This window comes from Nocardioides korecus (assembly GCF_054778395.1).
On the sequence record NZ_BAAGZO010000001.1, the window covers coordinates 209,361 to 234,024 of the forward strand.

At 73.9% G+C, this 24,664-nt stretch carries 23 protein-coding genes; 4 read left to right on the forward strand and 19 right to left on the reverse strand.

Annotated elements, in window-relative coordinates; all coding sequences use genetic code 11:
* Positions 1 to 170: 170 nt before the first annotated feature.
* On the forward strand, positions 171 to 752 hold the full coding sequence (locus ACYVDA_RS00945; RefSeq protein WP_460813931.1) for a PadR family transcriptional regulator: 582 nt from the start codon (positions 171 to 173) through the stop codon (positions 750 to 752).
* Positions 749 to 2,791: an oxidoreductase gene (locus tag ACYVDA_RS00950; protein ID WP_460813934.1), complete on the forward strand. Its 2,043-nt coding sequence runs from the start codon at positions 749 to 751 to the stop codon at positions 2,789 to 2,791. The genes ACYVDA_RS00945 and ACYVDA_RS00950 overlap by 4 nt, the downstream gene beginning before the upstream one ends.
* A gap of 125 nt (positions 2,792 to 2,916) precedes the next feature.
* Here ACYVDA_RS00950 and ACYVDA_RS00955 read toward each other — a convergent pair whose 3' ends face one another.
* The 5 genes from ACYVDA_RS00955 to ACYVDA_RS00975 form a co-directional block, all read right to left on the reverse strand.
* Positions 2,917 to 3,912, reverse strand: coding sequence for a glycine betaine ABC transporter substrate-binding protein (locus ACYVDA_RS00955; RefSeq protein WP_460813938.1), 996 nt, complete (start codon positions 3,910 to 3,912; stop codon positions 2,917 to 2,919).
* 1 nt (position 3,913) lies between these two features.
* Complete coding sequence (locus ACYVDA_RS00960) at positions 3,914 to 4,744, reverse strand: ABC transporter permease (protein WP_460813942.1); 831 nt, start codon at positions 4,742 to 4,744, stop codon at positions 3,914 to 3,916.
* Complete coding sequence (locus tag ACYVDA_RS00965) at positions 4,741 to 6,006, reverse strand: ABC transporter ATP-binding protein (protein WP_460813945.1); 1,266 nt, start codon at positions 6,004 to 6,006, stop codon at positions 4,741 to 4,743. Before ACYVDA_RS00965 ends, ACYVDA_RS00960 begins: the two co-directional genes overlap by 4 nt.
* Entirely contained in the window at positions 6,003 to 6,644 is a 642-nt protein-coding gene (locus ACYVDA_RS00970) for an ABC transporter permease (protein ID WP_460813949.1), read from the reverse strand. The genes ACYVDA_RS00965 and ACYVDA_RS00970 overlap by 4 nt, the downstream gene beginning before the upstream one ends.
* Before the next feature lie 307 nt (positions 6,645 to 6,951).
* Positions 6,952 to 7,884 (reverse strand): cation diffusion facilitator family transporter, encoded by a 933-nt coding sequence (locus ACYVDA_RS00975; RefSeq protein ID WP_460813954.1) that lies wholly within the window; start codon positions 7,882 to 7,884, stop codon positions 6,952 to 6,954.
* A 104-nt stretch (positions 7,885 to 7,988) separates the two neighbouring features.
* Between ACYVDA_RS00975 and ACYVDA_RS00980 the strand changes: the two genes are divergently transcribed.
* The gene (locus ACYVDA_RS00980; RefSeq protein WP_460813957.1) at positions 7,989 to 8,684 is read left to right on the forward strand and encodes a pirin family protein; all 696 of its coding nucleotides are present in this window, start codon (positions 7,989 to 7,991) and stop codon (positions 8,682 to 8,684) included.
* 36 nt (positions 8,685 to 8,720) lie between these two features.
* On the opposite strand, the gene ACYVDA_RS00985 is transcribed toward ACYVDA_RS00980, so the two are convergent.
* From ACYVDA_RS00985 to ACYVDA_RS01035, 11 genes are all read right to left on the reverse strand, one after another.
* The gene (locus tag ACYVDA_RS00985; protein ID WP_460813959.1) at positions 8,721 to 9,980 is read right to left on the reverse strand and encodes an NAD(P)/FAD-dependent oxidoreductase; all 1,260 of its coding nucleotides are present in this window, start codon (positions 9,978 to 9,980) and stop codon (positions 8,721 to 8,723) included.
* 110 nt (positions 9,981 to 10,090) lie between these two features.
* Positions 10,091 to 11,026: an alpha/beta hydrolase fold domain-containing protein gene (locus ACYVDA_RS00990; protein ID WP_460813963.1), complete on the reverse strand. Its 936-nt coding sequence runs from the start codon at positions 11,024 to 11,026 to the stop codon at positions 10,091 to 10,093.
* A 9-nt stretch (positions 11,027 to 11,035) separates the two neighbouring features.
* Complete coding sequence (locus tag ACYVDA_RS00995; protein WP_460813966.1) at positions 11,036 to 12,322, reverse strand: MFS transporter; 1,287 nt, start codon at positions 12,320 to 12,322, stop codon at positions 11,036 to 11,038.
* Positions 12,261 to 13,226 carry an oxygenase MpaB family protein gene (locus ACYVDA_RS01000; RefSeq protein WP_460813968.1) on the reverse strand — a complete coding sequence of 322 codons (966 nt, stop codon included), beginning with the start codon at positions 13,224 to 13,226 and terminating at the stop codon, positions 12,261 to 12,263. The genes ACYVDA_RS00995 and ACYVDA_RS01000 overlap by 62 nt, the downstream gene beginning before the upstream one ends.
* Positions 13,227 to 13,312: 86 nt before the next feature.
* Positions 13,313 to 15,340, reverse strand: coding sequence for a penicillin-binding transpeptidase domain-containing protein (locus ACYVDA_RS01005; RefSeq protein WP_460813971.1), 2,028 nt, complete (start codon positions 15,338 to 15,340; stop codon positions 13,313 to 13,315).
* 264 nt (positions 15,341 to 15,604) lie between these two features.
* Positions 15,605 to 15,778: a CsbD family protein gene (locus ACYVDA_RS01010; protein ID WP_460813973.1), complete on the reverse strand. Its 174-nt coding sequence runs from the start codon at positions 15,776 to 15,778 to the stop codon at positions 15,605 to 15,607.
* Between the two features lie 242 nt (positions 15,779 to 16,020).
* On the reverse strand, positions 16,021 to 16,731 hold the full coding sequence (locus ACYVDA_RS01015) for a GAF domain-containing protein (protein WP_460813975.1): 711 nt from the start codon (positions 16,729 to 16,731) through the stop codon (positions 16,021 to 16,023).
* A gap of 185 nt (positions 16,732 to 16,916) precedes the next feature.
* The gene (locus ACYVDA_RS01020; protein ID WP_460813978.1) at positions 16,917 to 18,053 is read right to left on the reverse strand and encodes an ABC transporter ATP-binding protein; all 1,137 of its coding nucleotides are present in this window, start codon (positions 18,051 to 18,053) and stop codon (positions 16,917 to 16,919) included.
* The gene (locus ACYVDA_RS01025; protein WP_460813981.1) at positions 18,050 to 18,850 is read right to left on the reverse strand and encodes an ABC transporter permease; all 801 of its coding nucleotides are present in this window, start codon (positions 18,848 to 18,850) and stop codon (positions 18,050 to 18,052) included. Before ACYVDA_RS01025 ends, ACYVDA_RS01020 begins: the two co-directional genes overlap by 4 nt.
* On the reverse strand, positions 18,850 to 19,638 hold the full coding sequence (gene modA, locus ACYVDA_RS01030) for a molybdate ABC transporter substrate-binding protein (RefSeq protein WP_460813984.1): 789 nt from the start codon (positions 19,636 to 19,638) through the stop codon (positions 18,850 to 18,852). Before modA ends, ACYVDA_RS01025 begins: the two co-directional genes overlap by 1 nt.
* Complete coding sequence (locus ACYVDA_RS01035) at positions 19,635 to 20,048, reverse strand: TOBE domain-containing protein (protein WP_460813986.1); 414 nt, start codon at positions 20,046 to 20,048, stop codon at positions 19,635 to 19,637. The genes modA and ACYVDA_RS01035 overlap by 4 nt, the downstream gene beginning before the upstream one ends.
* Before the next feature lie 315 nt (positions 20,049 to 20,363).
* Here ACYVDA_RS01035 and ACYVDA_RS01040 point away from each other — a divergent pair, with 315 nt between their 5' ends.
* On the forward strand, positions 20,364 to 21,647 hold the full coding sequence (locus tag ACYVDA_RS01040; RefSeq protein WP_460813988.1) for an MFS transporter: 1,284 nt from the start codon (positions 20,364 to 20,366) through the stop codon (positions 21,645 to 21,647).
* Here the strand turns inward: ACYVDA_RS01040 and ACYVDA_RS01045 are convergent.
* The 3 genes from ACYVDA_RS01045 to ACYVDA_RS01055 all read right to left on the reverse strand — a co-directional run bounded on the left by ACYVDA_RS01045 (position 21,608) and on the right by ACYVDA_RS01055 (position 24,652).
* On the reverse strand, positions 21,608 to 21,937 hold the full coding sequence (locus ACYVDA_RS01045) for a GNAT family N-acetyltransferase (protein WP_460813991.1): 330 nt from the start codon (positions 21,935 to 21,937) through the stop codon (positions 21,608 to 21,610). The genes ACYVDA_RS01040 and ACYVDA_RS01045 overlap by 40 nt on opposite strands.
* A complete protein-coding gene (locus ACYVDA_RS01050; RefSeq protein WP_460813994.1) occupies positions 21,934 to 22,926 on the reverse strand; it encodes an esterase/lipase family protein in 993 nt (330 codons plus the stop codon). Before ACYVDA_RS01050 ends, ACYVDA_RS01045 begins: the two co-directional genes overlap by 4 nt.
* Before the next feature lie 91 nt (positions 22,927 to 23,017).
* A complete protein-coding gene (locus ACYVDA_RS01055; RefSeq protein WP_460813996.1) occupies positions 23,018 to 24,652 on the reverse strand; it encodes a phospholipase D family protein in 1,635 nt (544 codons plus the stop codon).
* Positions 24,653 to 24,664 lie beyond the last annotated feature (12 nt).

The window sequence follows — 24,664 nt, forward strand, 5'->3', positions numbered from 1 at the left end:
ATGTGAGGCAGCTCACAGGTGGGTACGGAGCCGAGGCCCGATCGGATGGGACGTGGGCCACATCGGGGTCGATCCAGATCTGCGGTCTGGACCAGCGCCTGGAGCACGCCGAGCTCCCCACACCTGTGCAACGAGTTGCACAGGCCGTGTCGAGCGGGCACACTCCCTCCATGGCCCTGGAGCACGCCCTGCTGGTGGCGCTGAGCGAGCGCCCGGGCACCGGGATCGAGCTCACCCGGCGGTTCGACCGCACGATCGGGTTCTTCTGGCAGGCCACGCACCAGCAGATCTACCGCACGCTGCGGCGGATGGAGGCCGACGGCTGGGTCCGGGCCGAGGCGACCGGCGGGCGCAGCACCGAGCGCCGCTACTCCCCCACCGACGAGGGCCGGCGCGCGCTCGCGACCTGGGTCGAGGCGCCGACCGACCCCGCGGTCCTCCGCTCCGAGCTGGCGGTCAAGCTCCGCGGGGCGTCGTACGCCGACCGGGCCACGCTGCTCGCCCACCTCCGCGCCCTGCGCGAGGACCACCGCCTGCGCCGGCACCACTACGAGCAGCTCGAGCGCGACCAGTTCCCCGACCCCGCGGCGGTGACGGGGCGCGCGCTCGACGCGTGGCTGGTCCTGCGCGGCGGGATCCGCCAGGAGCAGTTCTGGATCGACTGGCTCACCGACTACCTCGATGCCTGGGCCCGGACCACTCCCGCGCCGGGCACCCCGACACCCACCCCCACCACCGGAGGACCCCGATGACCAGCCAGCCCGCGGCCCCTGCCAACGCCCACTTCCCGCACCTGATGTCCCCCCTGACCGTCGGCGGGCTGACCCTGCGCAACCGGTCGGTGATGGGCTCGATGCACACCGGGCTGGAGGACCACGCCTGGGACCTGCCCAAGCTCGCGGCGTACTTCGCCGAGCGGGCCCGCGGCGGCGTCGGCCTGATCGTGACCGGCGGCTTCGCGGTCAACAAGCGCGGCTGGCTCAAGCCGTTCGCGGGCGAGATGACCTCGCGGATGGACTCCCAGCGCCACCGCCAGGTCACCGACGCGGTCCACGAGCACGACGGGGCGATCGCGCTCCAGCTGCTGCACGCCGGGCGCTACGGCTACACCCCGATCAGCCAGTCGGCCAGCGCCACCAAGTCGCCGATCACCCCGTTCAAGGCCGGCGAGATGAGCGCCAAGCAGGTCGAGCGCACCATCGACGACTTCGCGCGCTCCGCGGTGCTGGCCCAGAAGGCGGGGTACGACGCCGTCGAGGTGATGGGCTCCGAGGGCTACCTGATCAACCAGTTCCTGGCCGCCCGCACCAACCACCGCGAGGACGCGTGGGGCGGCTCGGCCACCCGCCGGATGCGCTTCGCGGTCGAGACCGTGCGACGGACCCGCGAGGCCGTCGGCGCGGACTTCCCGATCGTCTACCGGATGTCGCTGCTGGACCTGGTCGAGGACGGCCAGACCTGGGACGAGACCGTCGAGCTCGCGCTGCTGCTCCAGGAGGCGGGGGTGAGCGTGGTCAACACCGGCATCGGCTGGCACGAGGCGCGGGTGCCCACGATCATCACCCAGGTGCCGCGCGGGGTCTGGTCGTGGACGACCGCCCGCCTGCGCAAGGAGCTGTCGGTCCCGGTGTGCACCAGCAACCGCATCAACACCCCCGAGCTGGCCGAGCAGCTGCTCGCCGACGGGAGCGCCGACCTGGTGTCGATGGCCCGCCCGTTCCTGGCGGACCCCGAGCTGGTGGCCAAGGCCGCGGCCGGTCGGGCCGACGAGATCAACACCTGCATCGCCTGCAACCAGGCCTGCCTGGACCACACCTTCTCCAACAAGCGGGCCAGCTGCCTGGTCAACCCGCGCGCCTGCCGGGAGACCGAGCTGGTCCTGCTGCCCCTCCCCTCGACGGCGCCGACGACCCGTCGCCCCACGGTCGCGGTGGTGGGCGCCGGCCCGGCCGGACTCAGCGCGGCCACGGCGTACGCCGAGCGCGGCTTCGCCGTCACCCTGTTCGAGAAGGGCACCGAGCTCGGCGGGCAGTTCCGCCTGGCGATGGCGGTCCCGGGCAAGGAGGAGTTCGCCGAGACGCTGCGCTACTACGCCCGCCGCCTCGAGGTCCTCCGCGTCGACGTCCGCCTCGGCACCACCGCCGACGTGGACCGGCTCGACGGCTTCGACGAGGTCGTCGTGGCCACCGGCGTCGAGCCCCGGATCCCGTCGATCCCCGGCATCTACCGCGCCCTGTCGTACGCCGACGTCCTCGCCGGCCGCGCCGTCCCGGGCCGGCGCGTCGCGGTGATCGGCGCCGGCGGCATCGGCGTGGACACCTCGGTCTTCTTGACCCACACGCCGGAGACCGACGAGGAGTGGATGGCGCACTGGGGCGTCGGCGACCCCGCCGAGCACCGCGGCGGCCTGGTGCCCCCGACGCCGCGCGTCCCCGCCCGGCAGGTGTGGCTGGTGCAGCGCAAGACCACCCCGATCGGCAAGGACCTGGGCAAGACCTCGGGCTGGGCCCACCGCGCGGTGCTGAAGCAGTCGGGCGTCGAGCAGGTCCGCGGCGCGACGTACGAGCGGATCGACGAGGCGGGCCTGCACCTGACCGTCGACGGCTCCCCGGTGCTCCTCGAGGTCGACGACGTCGTGATCTGCGCGGGCCAGGAATCCGTCCGCAGCCTGTACGACGACCTCGTCGCCGCCGGCCGCACGGCCCACCTGATCGGCGGCGCCGACCTGGCCGCCGAGCTCGACGCCAAGCGCGCCATCGACCAGGGGTTCCGGCTCGCCGCCCAGGCCTGACGGGCGGGTCCGGCCGGGCGACCGGCCCGGATCGGCGGCAGGTGGTCGGCCAGAAGGTCGGGTGGTCGGGCGAACGTTCGGGGGAAGAGCCGACTGATCCCCGGCTAGCCGGGGATCAGTCGGTCCTACTTCCCGGTGACGAACCCTTCCTTCTTCAACCACGCGTAGGCCACCTCGGCAGGCTCCTTGCCGGTCACGTCGATCTCGGCGTTCAGCTTGAGGAGGACGTCGTTGGTGAGCTTCTTGGCCACCGGGGCGACCAGGTCGGCGATCTGCGGGTACTTCCGGGCGACGTCCGGGGTCAGGACCAGCGAGACGTTGTACTTGGGGAAGAAGTCCCGGTCGTCCTCGAGCACCTTCAGGTCCAGGGCCACGATCCGCCCGTCGGTCGTGTAGACCTCGCCGAAGCTGCAGGCACCCTTGGCCGTGGCGTCGTAGATCGCACCGGTCTGGAAGGTCTTGATGTTGCCCTTGGGCACCCCGGATCCAAGCGGGACGTCGTACTTCTTCAGCATCCCCACCAGGCCGTCGGGCCGGTTGCGCAGCTCGGACTCCACGCAGAAGGTCCGCTGGGCGACCGGCACCTTCTTCAGCTGCGACAGCTTGGTGATCTTGAGCTTCTTGGCAGTCGCGGCGTTCATCGCGAAGGCGTAGGTGTTGTTCATCGGTGCCGGCGGCAGCCAGGTGAGGTCGTTCTTCTTCTTGTCCTCGTCCCGGACGGCGGTGTACTGCTTCTGCTCGTCGGGGATCGGCTTGGTGTGACCGAGGTAGGTGATCCAGCCCGTGCCGGTGTACTCCCACATCGCCTGGATGCGGTCGTCCAGCATCGCCTGCCGGGCCGCGGCGCTGCCGGGGATGTTGGTCAGGTCGGTGACCGAGGCGCCGTCGGACTGCATCAGGATGATGGCCATCTTGCCGAGCAGGACGTTCTCGGAGAAGTTCTTCGACCCGACCGCGATCGAGGCGCCCTTGAGCGACTTCACGTCCTTGAGCGGACCCGCGAGCGTGCCGGTCGGGACGAACCCGCCGGCGGTCGGCAGGGCGCAGGAGGAGAGCACCAGCGAGGCCACGCCTCCTGCGACGGCGGCGAGCAACGGCGTACGCCGGGTGGTGCGGACCATCTCAGACCCCCTTGGGTCGGGCGACGAGCTCGAGCACACGCCCGAGCCACTCGATGAGCAGGGCGAGCAGGGCGACCAGCACCGCGCCCCAGACGATGACCGAGTAGCGCAGCAGCGATATCCCGGCCTGGAGGGTGGCGCCGAGACCGCCCCCGTTGATGAAGGTCGCCAGCGTCGCGGTGCCGACCAGCAGCACCAGCGCGGTGCGCACGCCGGCCATGATCACCGGCAGCGCGAGCGGCAGCTCGATGCGGAGCAGGACCGCCACCACCGACATGCCGACGCCGCGGCCCGCCTCGACCAGCGTGCGGTCGACGCCCTGGAGGCCCACGATCGTGTTCCGCAGCACGGGCAGGATCGCGTAGAGGGTCAGCGCGATCACGGCGGTGCTGAAGCCGGGCTGGAGCCACATCGCGAACAGCACGATCAGACCCACCGAGGGGGCGGCCTGGCCGGCGTTGGCGATGCCCACCACGATCGGGGCGGCCGCCCTGGCCCGTCCGCGGGTGAGCAGCACCCCGAGCGGGATCGCGATCAGGATGACGAAGAAGGCCGAGACGAAGGTCAGCTTCACGTGGCCCCAGATCTGGGACAGGACCTCCGACCAGGCCAGCGAGGTCTCCTCGACGCTGTCCAGGGTGGCGGTGGCGTGCCAGATCGCGAAGGCGCCGAAGCCCACGACCACGATCACCGGGATCGCGAACAGCACGATCGCGGCCTCGGCGTTGATGCGGTCGCGCCAGCGGGTCGTCGAGCCGCGCACGGGCGTGCCCTGCTCGCCCGAGGTCGGCGTACGCGTCGCCGCGACCGGTCCGGCGCTGGACTCGCTCATCGCGCGGCCCCGTCGTCGGCCGTGATCTCCTCGACGTGCTCGTCGCGGGGGTTGGACTCGGCGGGCACGTCGCTGCCGGCCGACCGCTCCAGGGCCTCCTGCTGCTGGCGCATGAAGTCGGTGACGCTCGCGAAGTCGATGACCCCGAGGTAGCGGTCGCGGTCACCGGTCACGACGGCCCCGCCGTGGCTGTTGGTCAGCATCGTGTCCAGCGCGTCGTTGAGCGTGGCCCGGTGGTCGAGGTTGATCAGGTCCTCCTCGCCGCGGTGGATGGTCTCGCCCTTGAGCTGGCGCAGCCAGGGCCAGGCCGTGGGGCGACCCTGGTCGTCCAGGACGACGACCGAGTTGTCACCCACGGCCTCGGCCCGACGCTTGACCTCCGCGGTGGACTCCCCGACGGTCGCGGTCACGGCCTCCTTGAGGTCGAGCTCGGAGATCCGCGACAGGGTCAGCTGCTTGAGCGACGACCCCGCGCCCACGAAGTCAGCCACGAAGTCGTTGGCGGGGTTGGCCAGGACGGCCTCGGGGGTGTCGTACTGCCCGACCTGCGCCCCCTCCTGGAGGATCAGGATCCGGTCGCCGAGCTTGATCGCCTCGTCGATGTCGTGGGTGACGCAGACGATCGTCTTGCGCAGCTCCCGCTGGATCGACAGCAGCTCGTCCTGCAGGCGCTGGCGGGTGATCGGGTCGACGGCGCCGAACGGCTCGTCCATCAAGATCACCGGCGGGTCGGCGGCCAGGCCGCGGGCGACGCCGACGCGCTGCTGCTGGCCGCCGGAGAGCTCGCGGGGGTAGCGGTCGCGGTACTTCGCGGGGTCGAGGCTGACCAGGTCGAGGAGCTCGTCGACGCGGGTGTCGATGCGGCCCTGGTCCCAGCCCAGCATCTTGGGCACGATCGCGATGTTCTTGGCCACGGTCATGTGCGGGAACAGCGAGCCGCCCTGGATGACGTAGCCGATCGTGCGGCGCAGCTGGTCGGCGCTCTGGTCGCGGACGTCCTTGTCGCCGATGTGGATGGTGCCGCTGGTGGGCTCGATCAGCCGGTTGATCATCTTCAGCGACGTGGTCTTGCCGCAGCCCGAGGGGCCGACGAACATCACGATCTCGCCGGCCGGGATGACCAGGCTGAGCCCGTCGACCGCGGCGGCGGACTGGCCGGGGTAGCGCTTGGTGACGTTCTCGAGCCGGATCTCGGCGCCGCTGATGGAGCCGGACGCGCCGGTGTGCTCGCCCTGCGCGGTGTGGTCGGTCGTCGTGCTCATGCCCGGATTCCCTTCGAGATGGTGACGCGTCCGAGCGCCAGGAGGAGAGCGTCGAAGACCAGGGCGATCAGCACGACCGCCACCGTGGCCGACAACGCGTAGTTGACGCCGTTCTTGCCGCCGGTCTGCGCCAGACCGGTGAAGATCCAGGCCCCGAAACCGGGGCCGAGCACGTACGCCGCGATCGCGGCCACGCCCATCGACATCTGCGTGGAGACCCGCAGACCCGCGAGGATCACCGGCCAGGCGAGCGGCAGCCGCACCTGGAGCAGCGCCCGGGTCTGGCTCATGCCCATGCCGGTGGCCGACTCGATCAGCTCGGGGCTGACCCCCTGCAGGCCCACGACCGCGTTGCGCAGCACGGGGAAGATCGCGTAGAAGGCCACGCAGATCATCGCCGGCCAGAACCCCAGCCCGAGGACCGGCAGCAGCAGCCCCACCAGCGCGAAGGAGGGGATCGTCAGGCCGATCGAGCTGATCGCGTTGGCGACCGGCTCCAGCTTGGGTCGCCGGGTGACCAGCACCGCGACCGCGACCCCGATGACCGCGGCGACCAGCACCGCGACCAGGACCAGGAGGGCGTGGCCCCAGGCCAGCGTCCACACCTGGTCACGACGGTCGACCAAGAAGTTCCACACGTGAGCCCCACCCCCACGGCTGCGTCCCGCAGCCCTCGTCACCGCCGTCCGAGCCGAACGGTGCCGCTCAGCAAAGCACGGTTGTGCGCTTGTGAGCGACATTTCAGTGGACAGGCGTGTACCCCAGATGTTGCGCATGATGCGCGTGGGGCGTCAGACGATGGCGATCGCCGGGCCGGCGTACGGCGGAATGTCGGGTTCGCGCGGCACCTTGTCGGCCAGTCGGTGACCTTGTCGGGTGAACGTTCGGCCGACCAGGTGACTGTTCCCCGGCTAGCCGGGGATCAGTCGGTCCCCGCCGCTCCCCTCAGTCGTGCACCCCACCGGGCTCGTGGGCCCGGTGGCTGGCGGGCTCGACCTGGAAGGTGGTGTGGTCGATGCCGAAGTGGGTGGCCACGCAGTGGCCGAGGTCGTCCAGGACGGCGCCGACGCCGCGTTCGGCGAGGACGCCGTCGGTGACGGTGACGTGGGCCGAGAGGGCGGGCATGCCGCTGGTGATCGACCAGGCGTGCAGGTCGTGGACCTCGGTGACACCGGGGGTGCCGGCGAGGTGGCGGCGCACGTCCTCGACGTCGAGGCCGGGCGGGGCCGACTCCAGCAGCACCCGGACGCAGTCGGCCAGCAGGGACCAGGCGCGGGGCAGGATCAGCACCGCGATGGCCAGGGAGACGATCGAGTCGGCGCGCAGGAAGCCGGTGGTGAGGATGACGACCGCGGCCACCACGGCGGCCAGCGACCCGATCGCGTCGCCGAGCACCTCCAGCCAGGCGCCCCGCATGTTCAGCGACTCGCCGCGACGCGCGGCGAGCAGCGCCATCGAGGTCACGTTGGCGGCCAGCCCGACGGCGGCGAAGACCAGCATCTGGGTGGCGTCGACGTCCTGCGGGTGCAGGAGCCGGCCCACGCCGGCGTACGCCAGGTAGCCGCACACGCCCAGCAGCACCACCGCGTTGATCAGCGCGGCGAGGATCTCGGCGCGGTGGTAGCCGAAGGTCCGGCGCGGGCTCGCCGGCAGGGTCGCGACGTACGACGCCGACAGCGCCAGCACGATCGCCGCGGTGTCGGTGAACATGTGCCCGGCGTCGGCCAGGAGCGCCAGCGAGCCCGACAGCAGGGCGCCGACCAGCTCGACGACCGCCACGGTCCCGGTGACGGCGAGGACCAGCCGCAGCCGGCGCCGGTCCTCGGCCCGACCCTCGGCGTGGCCCGCGCCGTGCCCGGGTCCGTGATCGTGTCCCATGCCGCTCACCCTAGGGACCCCGTGGCAGCCCCGGCGCGGCGCTGGGCGGTCCCCGGCCCCGCCCGACCCCGGCCCGCCCCGGGCCGCGGGTGCAGGATGGCGGGGTGACGGTGGAGATCAGGACGGCCGGCTCCCGACCGGTGACGCGCGCCGAGGGCCGCACGACGTGGCACTCGTTCTCCTTCGGGGCCCACTACGACCCCCGCAACGTCGGGCTGGGCCGCCTGGTGGCGCACAACGACGAGCTGCTGCCGCCCGGGACCGGGTACGCCGACCACCCGCACGCCGACCTCGAGATCGTCACCTGGGTGCTCACCGGGGCGCTGCGCCACGAGTCGACCGTCGGCACCGGCACCGTCACCCCTGGACGGGTCCAGCAACTCTCGGCCGGGCGCGGCGTGCGGCACAGCGAGGTGTCCGCGGCGCCGGGACCGACCCGGTTCCTGCAGGCCTGGGTGCGCCCCGACGAGCCCGGCACCGAGCCCCACCACGTCGTCCGCGACGCAGAGCGGGGCCCGGGGTGGACCTGCCTGGCCGACGACACCGGGAGCGGGGCCGTCACGATCGCGGCCGCCGGGACCTCCCTCCACGTCGCCGACCTGGCGGCGGGTGACCGGCTGTCCCTGCCCGAGGCCCCCCTGCTGCACGTCTTCGTCGCCACCGGCCAGCTGATGCTCGGCGAGCGCCGCCTGGGCGACGGTGACGCCGCCCGCCTGGGCGAGGAGGGCGGCCGCGAGGTGCGTGCCGAGCAGGACGCCCACGTCGTGGTCTGGGCCCTCACCGAGCCGCCCCGCCCCTAGCCGCGGACGTAACTCAGGTCCGACCGCCTCGCGCGCTCAGGTCTCCGCCGGCGCCCCGAGCTCCTCGAGGACCGCGCTCGCGGCCCGCTGGCCCGAGCGCACCGCGCCGGCGATCCCGGGCGCCTCCCGGTGGTCGCCGGCCAGGAAGAGGCCGTCGCCGAGGTCGACCTCGCGGCGCAGCAGCAGCGGCGGCCGCACGGCGGGCCAGGCGGCGGAGTGGGTGTGGCGGGCCACGACCTGCCACGAGGTGGTGTCGGTGCGGAAGACCTGGGCCAGCTGCCGGCGCACGTCGTCCTCGGTCTCGCCGCCCGCCGGGGCGCCCTCCCGCGCCACCGAGCAGGCCGCGACCAGGGTGCGGCCCGGCGGGGCGTAGCGCGGGGCGACGTTGGAGGCGACCACCGCGTGCGAGATCGGGCCGCCCGCGCCACCCAGCGGGTTGACGAAGACGGTCTTGAGCGTGGTGGGCGACTGCTCGGAGCCGAACCACCAGGTCGAGAGCCCTCGCATGGCGGGCACGCCGATGCCCAGCAGCGTCGAGGCGGTCAGCGGGTCGGTCGCCACGACGGCGGCGCGCGCGTGGACCTCGCCGGCGTCGGTCGAGACCCGCACGGTCTCCCCGTTGCTGCGCGAGACGCCCAGGACGTCGACACCGTGCTCGACCGCCCGCTCCAGCCCCAGCGCGAGCTGGTTGGGCAGAGCCTGCATCCCCAGGGCCGGGAGGGCGGGGACCCCGACGGCCAGCTGCCGCAGCGCGAGCATCGCGTGCTGGTAGGAGGTGCGCAGCTCCTCGTCGGCGAGCAGCAGCCGGAAGAACGGCCGCAGCACCTCCTCGGCGAGGCGCGCCGGGATGCCGTGGCGCTCCAGGGACTCCGCCAGGGTCAGGTCGGCCCCGGCCAGCAGCCGCTCCTCGGGGCGCCGGATCGGGTCGCTCCACCGGATCAGCTTCGCGACGTCCTGGGGCTGCCCCAGCCCGCCCCGGATCGCCGCGATCAACGAGGCCTGGGAGCCCTGGAGGATGCGGTAGCCCGCGGGGTTGGCCAGCACCAGTCCGCGGTCGATGGGGCGCGGGTTCAGCGCCGCCACGTCCAGGGTCGCGCGCAGGTCGGGGTGGGCGGCGTCGAACCACTGGAACCCGCGGTCGCAGCGGAAGCCGTCGACGAGGTCGGTGCCGACCCGTCCTCCGACGCGGGCCGACCGCTCGAGGACGCGCACAGAAAAGCCGGACGTCTCCAACGCCCGCGCGCAGGTGAGTCCGGCGATCCCGGCGCCGATCACGGCGACGTCGGTCACGTCCATGGTCGGTGAGTATCACCCCGGGCGCCCCGGCTCCCACCCGCTCGCGGTCATGGTCTGGACCACGAGCGACCCGGCGAGACCCGTTCTTGAAAAAGGCTGCCGCCCCCGGGTCAGGAACGGCAGAAGCGCACGGCCTGCTCCAGCGCCGGGCCCGCCTCCGGCACGGGCAGCAGCGGGTAGACGTGCAGCAGGCCGGGGCCCACGACGTACTCCAGCGGCCACCCGGCCTCCTCCGCCCGCGCGAAGAGCGCGTCGCAGCCGGGCTGGATCAGGTCGCGGGTGCCGCAGAACATCAGCGCCGGGGGCAGCCCGTCCAGCGACCCCAGGCCGGGGCTCACGCGGGGGTCGGCGAGCCGCGCGGGATCGTCGCTGCCGGCCCAGAAGGAGGCGTAGACGGCGAGATGGGGATGGGACAGCCACGGGTCGCGGCCCGCCGCCTCCTCCACCCCGGGCGTCGTCCCGGTCAGGTCGACCCAGGGAGCGATCAGCACCAGGTGGGTCGGCTGCGCGCTCCCGTCGCGCCGCGCCCGGTCCCGCAGCGCCTCGGCGACCGCGAGGGCGTAGCCGCCGCCCGCCGAGTCGCCGGCCAGCACGACGCCGTCGGGCGACCCGGCGGCGACCTCGTCGAAGATCGAGAGGACCGCCTCGAAGGAGTCCTCGACGGTGAACTCCGGGGCCAGCGGGTACGCCGGCAGCACGGCCCGCGCGCCCAGGGCGTCGGCGAACCGGCTCAGGAACGACCAGTGCCGGGGGTCGGTCGGCGCCGTGTAGGCGCCGCCGTGCAGGTAGAGGACGCTGCGGCGGGGCAGTCCGTACGCCGAGTCCTCGGCGTCCCCGACCGGCCGCCACAGCTCGAAGACCGGGAATCCGTGGTCGTTGGACACCCGCTCCTCGTGCCCGCGGCGCACCCGGCGCGGCGGGCCCTCCTCGGCCCGGCGGTTGCGCTCGGTCAGCGCCGCGCGCATGGCCGGCAGGTCGTCGACGGGCAGGTTGCGACGCAGTCGACCCACGACCAGGCTGACCACGAGGTGCTGCAGGCTCGGCATGGCCGCAGCCTAGGACCCGGCCCCGCCCCCCACGGCGGGTGCGGCGGCCGTCTCGGCCTGCGGCGGGTCCTGCGGCATCCGCAGGGACATCACGATCAGCCCGACGGCGGTGACGGTCGGCACCAGCATCGCCCGCTGGAGGCCGGCCTGGCCGGCCACGAAGCCGATCAGGGCGGGGCCGACCAGGAAGGCGGCGTACCCGAAGCTGACCACGGTCGCGAGCCCCCGACCACCGCCCAGGTGACCGGCGAGGCCGTAGATCTGCGGGGCGACCAGGCCGACGCCGAACCCGACCAGGCACCAGCCCACGAGGATCATCGGCAGCGGGGACACCGTGGCGGTGAGCGCGTAGCCCACGAGGGCGCAGGCGGCCCCGGCCCGCACGACGACCGCCCGACCGAGCCGCTCCACGACCGCGTCGCCCGCCAGCCGGATCACGACCATGAAGCCCGCCACGCAGGCCAGACCCCAGGCGCCGCTGCTCGGCGAGACCCCGGCGACGTCGGTCACGTGCAGGCTCGACCAGTCGATCGCGGTGCCCTCGGTCATCCCGAAGCAGACCGCCATCGCGGCCAGCAGCCAGACCGCCGACGGCACCCGGGTCCGGCCCGTGGGCCCGCCGTCGGAGGTCTCGGCGACCGGGCGCACCGGCGACTGCGGCGTGCGGGGTACCACCACCGCCAGCAGCACGGCCACGACCAGCGCGGCGGTCCACAGCGACCACCGCGGGGCGACGTCGGCGGCCAGGAACGACCCGACGGCCACCACGACCAGGGCGCCCGACAGGTTGCCGACCGAGAAGAACGCGTGCAGCCGGCTCATCACCGGGCGTCCGCGGGCCTGCTCGACGCTGACGCCGAGCGCGTTCATGGCCACGTCCATCGCCCCGTTGCCGAGGCCGAAGACGGCCGCACCGACCAGCAGCACGGCGTACGCCGGGGCGGCGCCCATCACGACCGCGGCCAGGACCATGGTGGCCCCGCCGACCAGCGTGGGCAGGCGGGCGCCGTGGCGGTCGGCGACGGGGCCGCTGAGGTTCATCGCGACGACGGCGGCGATGCCGGCGGTGACCAGCACGCCGACGATGTGGCCCGCCCCCAGACCGAGGTGCTGGCGCAGGCCGGGCAGCGAGCCGCCGAAGGTGCCGACGACCAGGCCGTTGAGGGCGAACAGCCCGGCGACCGCGACCAGGTCGCGGGTGCTGCCGGTGGTGGGCCCGGAGCGGGTGGGGGGCTCAGGGCGCCTGCCGGGCCGGGTGGGCCTGGTCGGCGTGGCGTGCTCTGGGGGCTGGTTCACCGGGCTCCGAGCGTGGTGGGGACGGGACGGCCCCGCCAGCGGCGCCCGCGTGGGCCGGGAAGGTGCCCAGCTCGTCGATGTCGTAGCCGGCGGGGTAGGTGCGGAAGTAACCGTACGTGCTCACCCACCGGGGCTCCGAACGCGCCGGGAAGAGCCGCAGCAGGCGTCCGCGGAGCCTCATCGCGCCGGTGAACACGGCCCGCTCGGCCCGACCCGGGACCGGGTAGTCGAAGGCCCGCAGCAGCGGCTCGTCCATCAGCGACCACGCCAGCCGGCGCACGACCCGACGGGGCAGCCAGCTGTTGGGCCACTGGGTGGCCATCAGGTCCAGGGTGGCGTCGGCGACCGCCCGGCCGCCCGCGTCGAAGGCGAAGTGCTCCCGCTCGTAGTCGTCCATGAGGCCCTTGAAGCCCGCGAAGTCCTCGGGCAGGTCGCGGATGTTCATCAACCGGCCCAGGCGGCGGTAGTACTCCGTGGACGCGACCACCTCGTGCGGCGTCATCGAGCGCCAGCCGTAGTCGTCGAGCCACCGCTTCGGCACCACCACGAAGGTCGACAGCACGTAACGCATGTCGTCGTTGCCGATCCCGTGCGCCGCGTGCATCCGGTTGACCCGGCGCACGGCGGCCCGGCCGCGGGTGCTGTCCAGGCCGTGGCGCTGGACCTCCTCGAGCAGGATGCCGGTGTCGTCGTACCGCTTCTGGGTGCGCTCGGTGAACTCCCCGGTGCGGAACAGCAGCGAGCCGATCGAGGGCACGGCATAGGTGCGGAACAGGGCGAAGGACAGCGCCTGCAGGGTGTCCCACGGGAAGTCGTACGCCGAGACGTGGAGGCTCACCTCGCGGTGGTCGCGGACCGGGTCCAGCTGCTCGCTGCGACGGGCCCAGTGGTGACGACGGTGCACGGCGACCTCCTGCAAGCGACGATGACACAACTACTGTCACGGTCGGGGCCGCCGCTGTCCAGCCCCCGACGGGGCCTCGACCCCCCTCAGCGCACCCGCACCTGCTCCAGGAAGCGCCGCAGCAGCGGCCCGGCCGTCCCGGAGCCCGAGGAGCCCCGGTCGACGAACACCGCGACGGCCAGGTCCCCGCGTCCGGCCACCATCCACGCGTGGGTCGGGAGCGGCACCGTGGTCCCGAACTCGGCCGTCCCGGTCTTGGCGATCACGTCACCTCCCAGGCCGGCCAGCAGGCGGCCGCTGCCGCGCTCGACGACGCCCCGCATCAGGGACCGCAGGGCCGAGGCCTCGGCCGAGGTCAGCGGCTTCGCAGCCGGCGCGGCGCTCGCGGAGGAGCTCGGCGACGCCGAGGGGGACGGCCCCGGGGCGTCGGAGCCGGTCAGCAGCCGCGGCACCACCGTCGAGCCGTGCAGGACCGAGGCGACCACGCCGGCCATCGCGAACGGCGAGGCCAGGACGGTCCCCTGCCCGATCATGTCGGCGGCCGCCGTGGTCGACGAGGCGGGGCTGGCCGACACCGACCCCAGGAAGACCGGGAAGCCGAGGTCGCGGTCCACGCCCAGCCCGAGGGACGCCGCCGCGGACGCGAGGTCCCCCGCACCGAGCCGGGAGCGCTGGGAGACGAAGGCGGTGTTGCAGGAGTTGGCCACCGCGTCGGCGAGCGTGATCCGCCCCAACCCGGAGGCGGGGTAGTCGGAGTAGTTGGTGAAGCGCTTGCCGTCGACCGTCGTCGTGGCCGGGCAGTCCACCGGGCTCGACGGGGTCAGCCCGGCGCGCAGCAGGGCCAGGGAGGAGACGATCTTGAAGGTGGACCCGGGGGCGTAGCGGCCCACGTCGGCGGTGTCGTAGCCCGCGGACCCCGGCCCGACCGCGGCCGCCACGACCTCGCCGGTGGAGGGACGGACGGCGACCAGGGCGCTGGCGGGCCCGACCCCGGCCAGGACCTGCTGCGCCAGCTGCTGGGCGCCGAGGTCCAGGCTGGTGGTGAGCGTCTTCCCGTCGACGGGACGGGTGCTGAACAGGGTGCGGTCCACGCCCCGGTCGTCCTGGACCACGACCAGCTCTCCCCGGGTGCCGGCCAGCCGGGCGTCGTACCTGCGCTGGAGGCCCGAGAGGCCCACGTCGTCGCCCGCCCGGACCCGACCCCGGCTCTGCTTCACGACGTCGGCCGTCGCGGGGCCCACCGTCCCCAGCAGCGGGGCCGCGAAGTCCTTGCTCGGGGCCAGCGGCAGCCGGTCGGCGATGCTGCGGCCCCCGGGGATCGACGCCAGCCCGTCGGTCACCGCCGCCGGCACCTGCGAGCGGCGGTAGACGATCGCGGGCACGAACGCCTTCGGGCCGGACGCCATCACGCTGCGGACGTACGCCGCGGGGTCCAGGCCCACCAGCCGCGCCAGCCGCTGCGCCGAGATCCGGGCCTGCGCCTGTGCCCCCGAGCGCAGCAGGGAGCGGTCCAGCCCGATCCGCAGGACGGGCCGCAGGGTCACCAGACGGGCACCGCCGGCCCCCAGCACGTCACCGCGCCGGGCCTTGACCGTGCGCTCGACCAGCCGATCGGCGGCCCGCAGCGACGGCTCGACCACCGACGGCTCCCACCGCACCGCCCAGACCTCGTCGCCCGAGGAGTCCTTCTGCCGCTGCAGCCGCACGGTGGTGCGGTAGCGCCACGTGGAGGAGCCCACCGACCAGGACCAGTCCAGGGTGCCGCGCGCCTGGGAGCCGTCCTCCGTCACCGCGCCGGCCTCGACCCGGGGCCGCCACGTGGCGGGCAGGCCCGCGAGGGTGCGCTCCAGCGCCACCGGGGCGCCCCGCGTGCCCAGGCGTCCGGGGACCAGGGCCACGCCGCTCAGCGAGCGGTGGCTCAGCCGGGAGGCCAGGTGGGCCAGCGCGTCGTGGGCGTCCGGTCCGGACCCGGGCAGGCTGCAGCCGGCCAGGCCGGAGGCGCCCAGCAGGAGGGCCAGGGCGGCGGCCGTGCGGGCGGCCGGGCGGGTGGCCGGGCGGGTGGCCGGGCGCACGGTTGGTCCGGGCCGTGCGGCGGGAGGCACGCGGTGGGTCATGCCCTCGATCGCACCACGGCCCGCCCGACCGGCCAAGCGACGGGGCCGACGCCACGCGGGACAGGTGACGGGAGCCGGTCGGTCACGGCCCCCGGGGGACGAACGAGCCCCCCGGGCCGCGTCGCAGGGACGGGCCGGGGGGCTGCTGAGGTGCACCACCGCTGCTGCGCACCGATGCGTGAAGGGTGCGCGCGGGTGGTCCGTGCCGCGCCGGTCAGCCGGCGGCGGAATGAGGCCGCCGGCGCGACACAGGAACGGGGGGGACTACTTCTTGAACGCGTCCTTGACCTTCTCGCCGGCGTCCTTGAGGGAGGCCTTGCGCTGGTCGCGGTCGCCCTGCGCCTTGAGCTCGTCGTCGCCGGTGGCCTTGCCCACGGCCTCCTTGGCCTTGCCGCCGAGGTCCTGCAGCTTGTTGTCGGCCTTGTCGTCTGTGCTCATGGTGAGGCTCCTCGCGTCGAGAGATTCGGTGTGCGGTCGGGTCGAACCGTCGTACGGCGAACCCAGGATCCACACGAACACTGGTTTCGGGAGGACACCGGAGAACGCCGCACGGTCGCGGAGGCCGGCTGCTTGACGTCCGGACCTCTCAGTACCCGCCACAGCGGATTCATCACGGTGGCGACCCCCGGTGAGACGCCGGAGGGGCCGCGGCACGACCCTCGGGACCGGGCGCCGGAGCCTCAGGAGGCGGCGGTGCGGTGCTGGTTGATGACCTCGGAGGCCACCACGGCCACCTTGAGGTTCAGGTCCTGGGAGACCTTGGAGAGCATCGCGAAGGCCTCGTCGTCGTCGACCTGGTGCATCGCCATCATCAGGCCGACGGCCTTGCCGATCTCGCGGTTGCTGGCCAGCCCGCGCCGCAGGGTGGCGGCCTCCTCGCCGCGCTCGACGGCGGCCAGGGCGACCGAGGCGAAGGCGACCAGCAGGGAGGCCTGGTTGAGCGAGTCCCCGGTCAGGGCGTCCGGGCGGTCGCTGAAGACGTTGAGCGCCCCCACGCGGCGGCCGTCCTGGCGCAGCCGGAACCCGGCCATCCCGTGGACGTCGGTCTCCGCCAGGAGGCGTGCCGCCAGGTCGGGCCACTTGCTGCCCGCGCGCAGGTCGGCGCAGATGTGCTCGTCGGGCTCGGAGTCGTCCATCGCGTCCAGGCAGGGGCCCTCCCCCACCTCCTGCTCGACGCTGTCGCAGTGCCGCCCGGTCTCGTCGGAGCACGCGGCGGTCCGGAACCGGTCGCGCTCCTTGAGGATCAAGGAGGCGTGGTCGCACCCGTCGATCAGCTGCACCGCCGCGGCGCACACGGAGTCGTAGACCGCGTCGTAGGACTCGCCGACGTAGACGACCTCCGCCATCGCCCGGAACGCCGTCAGCAGCTCGGCGGGAAACGGTGTCGGCATTGCGCGGGTTCCTTGATCGTGGCGGTCGTCCGCGCACGGGGAGCGCGGTGACGGGTGTGGGCTGTTCCGGTCCGCATCATGGCACGACACGTCGGCGCGGTGTGTGCACCGGTCGCGCACGACCGATGTCTGAGCTGGAGCGGGTGGGGGGAGCGGCTGGGGCGACCGGGTGCTCGACCCGGGCCTCAGCCGGGCAGGCCGGCGTACACCTCCAGCTCCGTGGCCTTGGCCGAGAGCCAGACCTCGCGTCCGGGGACGATCCCGAGCTCGGCGACCGAGGCGGGAGTCAGGTCGACCAGGGCCGCGGGCTCGCCGAGGACCTGGAGGCGCACGCGGTCGGCGAGGACCTCCATCCCCGCGACCGGTCCCGACCAGACGTTGCGCGTGCTGGTGTGCTCGGGCCGCTCGGTGTGCAGGGTGATCGCGCTGGGGCGCAGGGACACCAGCACCCGCCCGTCGGCGCCCGGGCCCCCGCCGCCGACGGGTCCGGCCACGGCCAGCGCCCCGCCGCCGTCGAGGCGCACCAGGGGTCCCGCGCCACCGGGGATCCCGGGGCGCACGGGGCCGTCTGCCTCGAGCCGGCCGGCCCAGAGGTTGAGGCCGACCAGCCGAGCGACGTACGACGAGGCGGGCCGGCGCGCAACCTCAGCCGGGGTGCCCTGCTGGACCGCCCGCCCCTGCTCCACCACCAGCAGCCGGTCGGCCAGCACCATCGCCTCGAGCGGGTCGTGGGTGACCAGCACCGTCGGGCCGGCGAAGTCGGCCAGGTGCTCGCGCAGGAAGGCCCGCACCTCGATCCGGGCGCCGGCGTCGAGGGCGGCCATGGGCTCGTCGAGCAGCAGCACCTCGGGCTCCCTGGCCAGCGCGCGGGCCAGGGCCACCCGCTGGGCCTGGCCGCCGGACAGGTCGCGGGGACGCCGCGCGGCCAGGTCGCCGAGCCCGAGGCGGTCGAGCCAGTCGCGGGCGGCGCGACGTGAGGCGGCCCTCCCGGCGCCGGCGGAGCGGGAGGCGAAGGCGACGTTGTCGAGCACGTCCAGGTGGGGGAAGAGCCGGTAGTCCTGGAAGACCACCCCGGCCCGGCGCTCCTCGACCGCCAGGAAGGTGTCGGGGTCCTGCCAGGTGCGACCCCCCACGGCCAGCCGTCCCTCGGCCAGCTCCACCAGGCCGGCCACGGCCCGCAGCAGGGTCGACTTGCCGGCGCCGTTGGGGCCCAGCACCCCGAGCACCTCCCCGGGGCCGACCTCGAGGTCCAGGGCCAGCTCGAAGGACCCGCGCCGCACGACGCCGTCCAGGACGAGCGAAGCGCCGCCGGCATTGGTCACGTGGTGCTCCCGATCAGGCGCCCGCGCAGGCCGACCAGGACCACCACGCTCACGGCCAGGAGCAGCAGCGAGAGCGCGACCGCGGCCTCGGGATCGGTCTCCATGGCGAGGTAGACCGCCAGCGGCATCGTGCGGGTGGTGCCCTGGAGGTTGCCGGCGAAGGTGACCGTGGCGCCGAACTCACCCAGCGCCCGGGCCCAGCACAGCACCGCTCCGGAGACCAGCGCGGGACGGATCAGCGGCAGGGTGACCCGGCGGAAGACGGTGCCCCGCCCGGCGCCGAGGGTCGCGGCGGCCTCGTCGTACCCCTGGTCGGCCGAGCGCAGCGCCCCCTCCACCGCGATCACCAGGAACGGCATCGCCACGAACGTCTCGGCCACCACCACCGCCATCGTCGTGAAGGGCAGGGTGAGGCCGAACCACAGGTCGAGGTACTGGCCCACCAGGCCCGTGCGGCCCAGCACCAGCAGCAGCGCGACGCCCCCGACCACGGGCGGGAGCACCAGCGGCAGGGTCACCAGCGCGCGCAGCAGCCGCAGTCCCGGCAGCCGGGACCTTGCCAGCAGCCAGGCCAGCGGCACCCCGAGCACGACCGAGACCACGGTCGCGGCGGTCGCGCTGAGCAGCGAGAGCCACAGGGCGTCGCGCACCTCGGAGGTCGCCAGCAGGCGCGGCAGGCCGGCCCACGGGGCCCGGACCAGCAGCCCCAGGAGGGGTACGACGAGCAGCAGGGCGCCCAGCGCACCCGGGACCCCCAGCTGCCACGGCGTGCTCGAGCGGCGGGACGGGCCCGCCATCAGGGCTTCCCGAACCCGGCCTTCGCCAGCACCGCCTCGCCCTGGACCGAGGTGACCAGGTCGACGAAGTCGGCGGCGGTCTGCTGCGCCTTCGTGCCCGCGACCGTGGCGATCGGGTAGGTGGTGGAGGCGTTCTGGGCCGCCGGGATGGTGATGCCCCGGACCTTGGCGCCCGCCGCCTGCACGTCGGTGACGTAGACGATGCCCGCGTCGACCTCGCCCAGCGTGACCTTGGTCAGCACCGACTTCACGTCGACCTCCTGGGTGACCGGGGTGACCTTCAGGCCCGCCTTCGCGATGGCCTTCTCCGCCGTCGAGCCGCAGGGCACCTGGGCCTGGCACAGCGCGACCTTGACCCCCGAGCGGGCCAGGTCGGCGAAGCTCGTGATCTTCCCCGGGTTGGCCTTCGGCACCGCGATCTCCATGGAGTTGGTGGCGAAGTCCTTCGGCGTCGCGACCTTGCGGGAGCTCACGAGGGAGTCCATGTTCTTGGGGCTGGCGCTGGCGAACACGTCCGCGGGCGACCCGTTGGCGATCTGCTCGGCCAGGCCGGAGCTCGGCCCGAAGCTGAGCTCGACCTTGGTGCCGGGGTTCTCGGACTCGAAGGTCCTCGCCAGCGAGGTGAACGACTCCGTGAGGGAGGCCGCGGCGAAGACCCGGATGACGGTGTCCTGGCCGGACTTCGCGTCGCCGCCGTTGCTGGCCCCGCCGCAGGCCGTCAGCGAGGCGGCGACGACCAGGGTGGCGGCGACCAGGGCGGTGCGGCGGGTGCGGCTGCTGTTCTTCATGGCTTCTCCGGGAGCTCGACGACGACGTTGGTGGACTTCACGGCCGCGATGGCCAGGACGCCGGGCTCCAGCCGCAGCTCGTCCGCGGCCTCCCGGCTCATCAGCGAGACCACGCGGTGCGGCCCCGCCTGGATCTCGACCTGGGCCATGACGGTGTCGCGCACGACCCGCGTGACCAGGCCGACGAAGCGGTTGCGGGCGCTGGCCGAGACCACGGGCCCCGGGTCGGGGTGCTCCCCGACGGCCGCGAGCTCCTGGGCCAGGACGGCCAGCTCGGCACCGTCGACGACCTGACGGGTGCCGTCGCTGTGGGCGCCGAGGCGGCCCGACTCGATCCAGCGGCGCACGGTGTCGTCGCTGACGCCGAGCAGCTCGGCGGCCTGCTTGATCCGGTAGCTCGACGTGGGCACGAGGGCGACCCTAGCCTCATCTGCGGCTCCACGTCAGCCGGAAGTCCGCACCTGCGGGCCGGGCGGGCGGGAAGCGAGCGGGAAGCGGGCAGGAAGCGGGCAGGAAGCGGGCGACGACGTACCGACCACACATTTGTGTAGCGGTTGCTGCGTTCTCGGGCGGATCTGCTGCAGCTGCTACACAAAAGTGTGGCTGTGACGCTCGCACCCGGCTCCCGCACCGGGGTCGGCGGAGGGCCTCCCTAGAGTGGCGGGCATGCACGACCCCGGCCCCGCCCGACCTGCCAGCCCCGCCAGCGCCTCGCCGGTCGGCCGATGAGCTGGCTGGCCGACACCCGGCCGCTGCACGACCGGCACTTCCGGCGACTCTGGACGGCCAACATCGTCACGGTCGTCGGGGCGCAGCTGACGGTCGTGGCGGTGCCGGCGCAGATCTACGCCGAGACCGGCTCCTCGGCGTACGTCGGGCTGACGGGGGTGTTCGGCCTGGTCCCGCTCGTGGTCTTCGGCCTGTGGGGCGGGGCGCTGGCCGACGTGCTGGACCGGCGGACGCTGCTGGTCTGCACGACCGCCGGGATGATCACCACCAGCGGCCTCTTCGCCCTCCAGGCCTGGAGCGGCAACCAGAACGTGTGGCTGCTGCTCGGGCTGTTCTCGCTCCAGCAGGCCTTCTTCGCGGTCAACCAGCCGACCCGCAGTGCGGTGCTGCCCCGGCTGCTGCCCGCCCACCTGCTCCCGGCGGCCAACTCGCTGAGCATGACCGTGATGCAGGCCGGCGCCATCGGCGGACCGCTCATCGCCGGCGTGCTGATCCCGGTGACCGGCTTCGCGTGGCTGTACGCCGTGGACACCCTCACCCTGGTCCCGACCCTGTGGGCCGTCCTGTCGCTGCCGCGGATGCCGATCGAGGGCGTCACGGGGAGCCTGGGGGCCGGCGCGGTCGTCGACGGGCTGCGCTACCTCGTGGGTCAGCCGGTGCTGCTGATGTCGTTCCTGGTCGACATCATCGCGATGGTCTTCGGGATGCCGCGGGCGCTGTTCCCCGAGATCGCCCACCTGTCCTTCGGCGGTCCCGACGGCGGCGGCCTGGCCTTCGCGGTGCTCTTCGCCGGCATCCCGCTCGGGGCGGTGCTGGGCGGCGTGTTCTCCGGGTGGGTCTCCGCGGTGTCGCGCCAGGGGCTCGCGGTGGTCGCCGCGATCGTGGTCTGGGGCCTGGCGATGGCCGGGTTCGGCGGTGCGGTCGCGCTGGCCGGGACGACGCCGGGCCTGCGCCTGCCGATGCTGGTCGTGGCCGTGCTGATGCTGGTGGTCGGCGGCGCCGCCGACATGACCAGCGCGGCGTTCCGCACCAGCATGCTGATGACGGCGGCCTCCGACGAGGTCCGCGGGCGCCTGCAGGGCGTGTTCACCGTCGTGGTGGTCGGCGGCCCCCGCATCGCCGACGTGGCCCACGGGGCCGTCGCGGTCGGGATCGGCACCGCCGCCACCGCCGCCGGGGGCGGGCTCCTCGTGGTCGTGCTGACCGTCGTGGCGGCCGTGGCCCTGCCGGCCTTCGTGCGCTACCGGGTCTCGGTCAAGGTGGCCAGCAGGTCGGTGTAGTCGGGGTGCCGCTCGATCCAGGCCGCGATGAAGGGGCAGCTGGCCACGACCCGGCGGGTCCCGTCGCGGCGTACGCCGTCCAGGGCCGTGCGCGCCAGCGCCGAGCCGACCCCGTGGCCCTCGAAGCGGTCGTCGACCTCGGTGTGCACGAAGTCCACCACCGCGACCCCGTCGACCTCGCGGAGCCGGTAGACCGCGAACCCGGCCAGCTCGCCGTCGATGCGGGCCTCCCACCGCTGCTGCGACGGGTCGTCGCGGACCTCCACCGACCCGCCCTCCCCGCCGCTCATCGGGCGTACGCCGGGAGCGCCGGCTCGGCGGGCACCTTCCGCGCCAGCAGCAGCTGCTCGCCGGCGGTGGCGATCACCTGCGCCATGTGGGCGGGGTAGGTCACCCGGTCGATCCCGGGGAAGACGTCGCGCAGGCACACCGTGCGGCTGATCCGCGCCGCCGAGGCCGGGCCGGCGTGGGTGAGGGCGTCGATCACCAGGGCGTAGCCGACCGGGTCGGAGGTGCCCATCGAGAGGTGCTCGGAGACGTGGACCGGGCAGATCGACTGCACCGAGACGTTGGCCCGTCGCCCGGCACCGGTGTCGAGCCGGCTGCTGGCCCGGGGCCCGACGTTCGGCACGACCACCTCGTCGGTGGCCGTGTAGACCTGGGTGTAGGAGATCCCGGCCCAGGTCTCGGCGCCGGCGTTGAGGGCGCGCAGGAAGCGCGAGCCGGTCTGCTGCTGCCAGATCGCCGGCGCGCAGCCACCGATCGCGCAGGCCGGGTAGGCGTCGAGCGTGCCGTGGTTGGAGGGGTCCAGCCCGATCATGTCGACGACCATGGCGCGGGTGTCGGGCCAGTACTTCAGCGCCCACCGCGGCACCATCCCGCCCTGGCTGAACCCGACGACCGAGATCCGGCGGTCGGCGCGGGCGCGCATGGTGCGGATGGCGTGGACGACGTACTCCGCCGCCACCGCGATGTCGCCCATCGCGTGCCGGGGCAGCGTCACCGCGCACCACGGCCGCCGCTGGGCGGTGAAGACCTTCTCGTAGTTCCAGGAGAAGTTCTCCGACGGCGTCAACGTCGTGCCGGGCACGAGCAGCACCGGCCGCTGGGCGGCCCCGGCCAGGTCGCCGCGGCAGGTCAGCGACGCGGCCAGGGACGAGGCGGGGACCGAGAGCGGGGGGCCGGAGGTCCCGGCGGCCTGGGCGGAGCCGGTGCCGGCGAGCAGAAGCCCGGGGGCGAGCAGGACGATCAGGGGCAGGAGCAGCAGGCGCAGACGCATCGGTGGAGCCCTTCGTGGGGTGAGGCCCTCACCGTCGCACGCCCCACCGACACCGTCAGCGGTTCGCCGGCACCGTCTCAGCGCGGGTCCCTCAGTAGCCGCCGAGCTTGCGCAGCGGCTTGGGGCGCCCGTCGGGGTCGTGCAGCGAGAGGTAGGGCACGGTCGCGGCGATCCGCTCGAGCCGGCTCAGCTCGGGCGGCTGCAGCCGACGGAGGCGACCCGGCGGCCGCTCCCCGACCCGACCGCCGTCGTGCCAGGCGTCGAGCCGCGCCGCGCTGTCGGCGTACGCCGTGAAGAAGTCCTCGGCGTCCACGCAGTCGGCCATCACCTCGAGCAGGTCGCGCGCGCCGGGCGTGGCCCGGACGGCGACCCCGAGCTCGGTGTCGCCGTCGAAGGGGCGGTCGAGGTGCTCCGCGGCCAGTGCCAGGCGCAGCCGGCGGGCGTAGGGACTGTGGTCGTCGGCGGAGTTGTCGACCACCACCGCGGACAGCTCGGAGTCGTGGGTCCACGAGCGTCGGTTGAAGTTGTCCGAGCCGACGGTGGCCCAGGCGTCGTCCATGACGCACACCTTGGCGTGGACGTAGACCGGGACCGAGTCGTGGTTCTCCAGGCCGTAGACGGCCACCCGCCCGGGCGCCGCCTCGAGCATCTGGCGCATCGCCCGGCTGCGGCCCAGCATCTGGGGCACCCGGGCCAGGAAGCCCTCCTGGTCGGTGAACTGCGGCACCACGGCCACGATCCGCAGGCCCGGGTTGAGCCGCAGCGCCTCGGTGAAGACGTCGCCGACCTGGTGGCCCCAGAGGTACTGGTCCTCGACGTAGACCAGCCGGCGCGCCCGCGAGACCGCCTTGGAGTAGCCGCGCGCGACGCTGCGCTCCCCGCCCTGGGCGAAGGGGTAGTCACGACCGTGGCGCAGGTTGGGGTAGGTGCGCAGCAGCTGGACGGTGTGGGTGCCCACCTCCGGGGACGGCGGCCCCTGCTCGGGCAGCGGGTCGGGCTCCATGTCCATCCCCATCAGCTTGTCCTGGAGCCAGTAGACCGGTTGGCGGGTCAGGGCCGTCGGGTCGAGCCAGCGCTCGCGGAAGACGGTCTCGACGTCGTGGACGGCCGGGCCCTGGATCGCGGCCATGACGTCGTGCCAGGCGGGGGTGTCGCCGTACTCCGACGCCAGCTCGAGGGCCTGGGGGTCGCCGTGGTGGTCGGCGTCGTCGCGGCGGGAGTGGCACAGGTCGATGCCGCCGACGTAGGCGATGTCGTCCTCGGGGCGGTCCCGGTGCCGGATCACCACCATCTTCTGGTGGTGGGAGCCGCCGGTGCGCACCCGCATGTCGAGCAGCGCCTCGGCGTCGCGGGACTGCAGCTGGCGGCCGAGCAGGCGGTTCTCCGAGGCGCTGAAGTTCAGCTTCTCCCAGTGCGAGCGCCAGATCAGGCCACGCACGTCGACACCGCGCTCGTCGGCCCGCGCCAGCACCTCGCTGACCTCGCTGCCCGGCTCGCCGGTCAGCTGCTCGTCGGCGTCGCCCTGCCAGTCGGTGAACAGCACCAGGTCGCCCTCGCCCGTGGCCCGGAGGCGCTCGAAGAGCTCGGCGAAGTACGTCGCCCCGTGCACCAGCGGCCGCACGTGGTTGCCCGTGGACCACGCCGTCTGGCCGGGGTGCTGGTCGTCGATGCTGGTGGTGTGGTTCGCCCGCTCGGCCTTGGTCAGCAGCCAGTCGGTGTGGTGCATCGACTCTCCCTC

Coding starts and splice junctions, on each gene's coding strand:
- modA (WP_460813984.1), bottom strand. CDS start 19,638: ATGAAGAACAGCAGCCGCACCCGCCGCACCGCCCTGGTCGCCGCCACC.
- ACYVDA_RS01055 (WP_460813996.1), bottom strand. CDS start 24,652: ATGCACCACACCGACTGGCTGCTGACCAAGGCCGAGCGGGCGAACCAC.
- ACYVDA_RS01025 (WP_460813981.1), bottom strand. CDS start 18,850: ATGGCGGGCCCGTCCCGCCGCTCGAGCACGCCGTGGCAGCTGGGGGTC.
- ACYVDA_RS00985 (WP_460813959.1), bottom strand. CDS start 9,980: ATGGACGTGACCGACGTCGCCGTGATCGGCGCCGGGATCGCCGGACTC.
- ACYVDA_RS01040 (WP_460813988.1), top strand. CDS start 20,364: ATGAGCTGGCTGGCCGACACCCGGCCGCTGCACGACCGGCACTTCCGG.
- ACYVDA_RS00950 (WP_460813934.1), top strand. CDS start 749: ATGACCAGCCAGCCCGCGGCCCCTGCCAACGCCCACTTCCCGCACCTG.
- ACYVDA_RS00960 (WP_460813942.1), bottom strand. CDS start 4,744: ATGAGCGAGTCCAGCGCCGGACCGGTCGCGGCGACGCGTACGCCGACC.
- ACYVDA_RS01050 (WP_460813994.1), bottom strand. CDS start 22,926: ATGCGTCTGCGCCTGCTGCTCCTGCCCCTGATCGTCCTGCTCGCCCCC.
- ACYVDA_RS00945 (WP_460813931.1), top strand. CDS start 171: ATGGCCCTGGAGCACGCCCTGCTGGTGGCGCTGAGCGAGCGCCCGGGC.
- ACYVDA_RS01045 (WP_460813991.1), bottom strand. CDS start 21,937: ATGAGCGGCGGGGAGGGCGGGTCGGTGGAGGTCCGCGACGACCCGTCG.
- ACYVDA_RS01005 (WP_460813971.1), bottom strand. CDS start 15,340: ATGACCCACCGCGTGCCTCCCGCCGCACGGCCCGGACCAACCGTGCGC.
- ACYVDA_RS01010 (WP_460813973.1), bottom strand. CDS start 15,778: ATGAGCACAGACGACAAGGCCGACAACAAGCTGCAGGACCTCGGCGGC.
- ACYVDA_RS00975 (WP_460813954.1), bottom strand. CDS start 7,884: ATGGGACACGATCACGGACCCGGGCACGGCGCGGGCCACGCCGAGGGT.
- ACYVDA_RS00955 (WP_460813938.1), bottom strand. CDS start 3,912: ATGGTCCGCACCACCCGGCGTACGCCGTTGCTCGCCGCCGTCGCAGGA.
- ACYVDA_RS01015 (WP_460813975.1), bottom strand. CDS start 16,731: ATGCCGACACCGTTTCCCGCCGAGCTGCTGACGGCGTTCCGGGCGATG.
- ACYVDA_RS00990 (WP_460813963.1), bottom strand. CDS start 11,026: ATGCCGAGCCTGCAGCACCTCGTGGTCAGCCTGGTCGTGGGTCGACTG.
- ACYVDA_RS00965 (WP_460813945.1), bottom strand. CDS start 6,006: ATGAGCACGACGACCGACCACACCGCGCAGGGCGAGCACACCGGCGCG.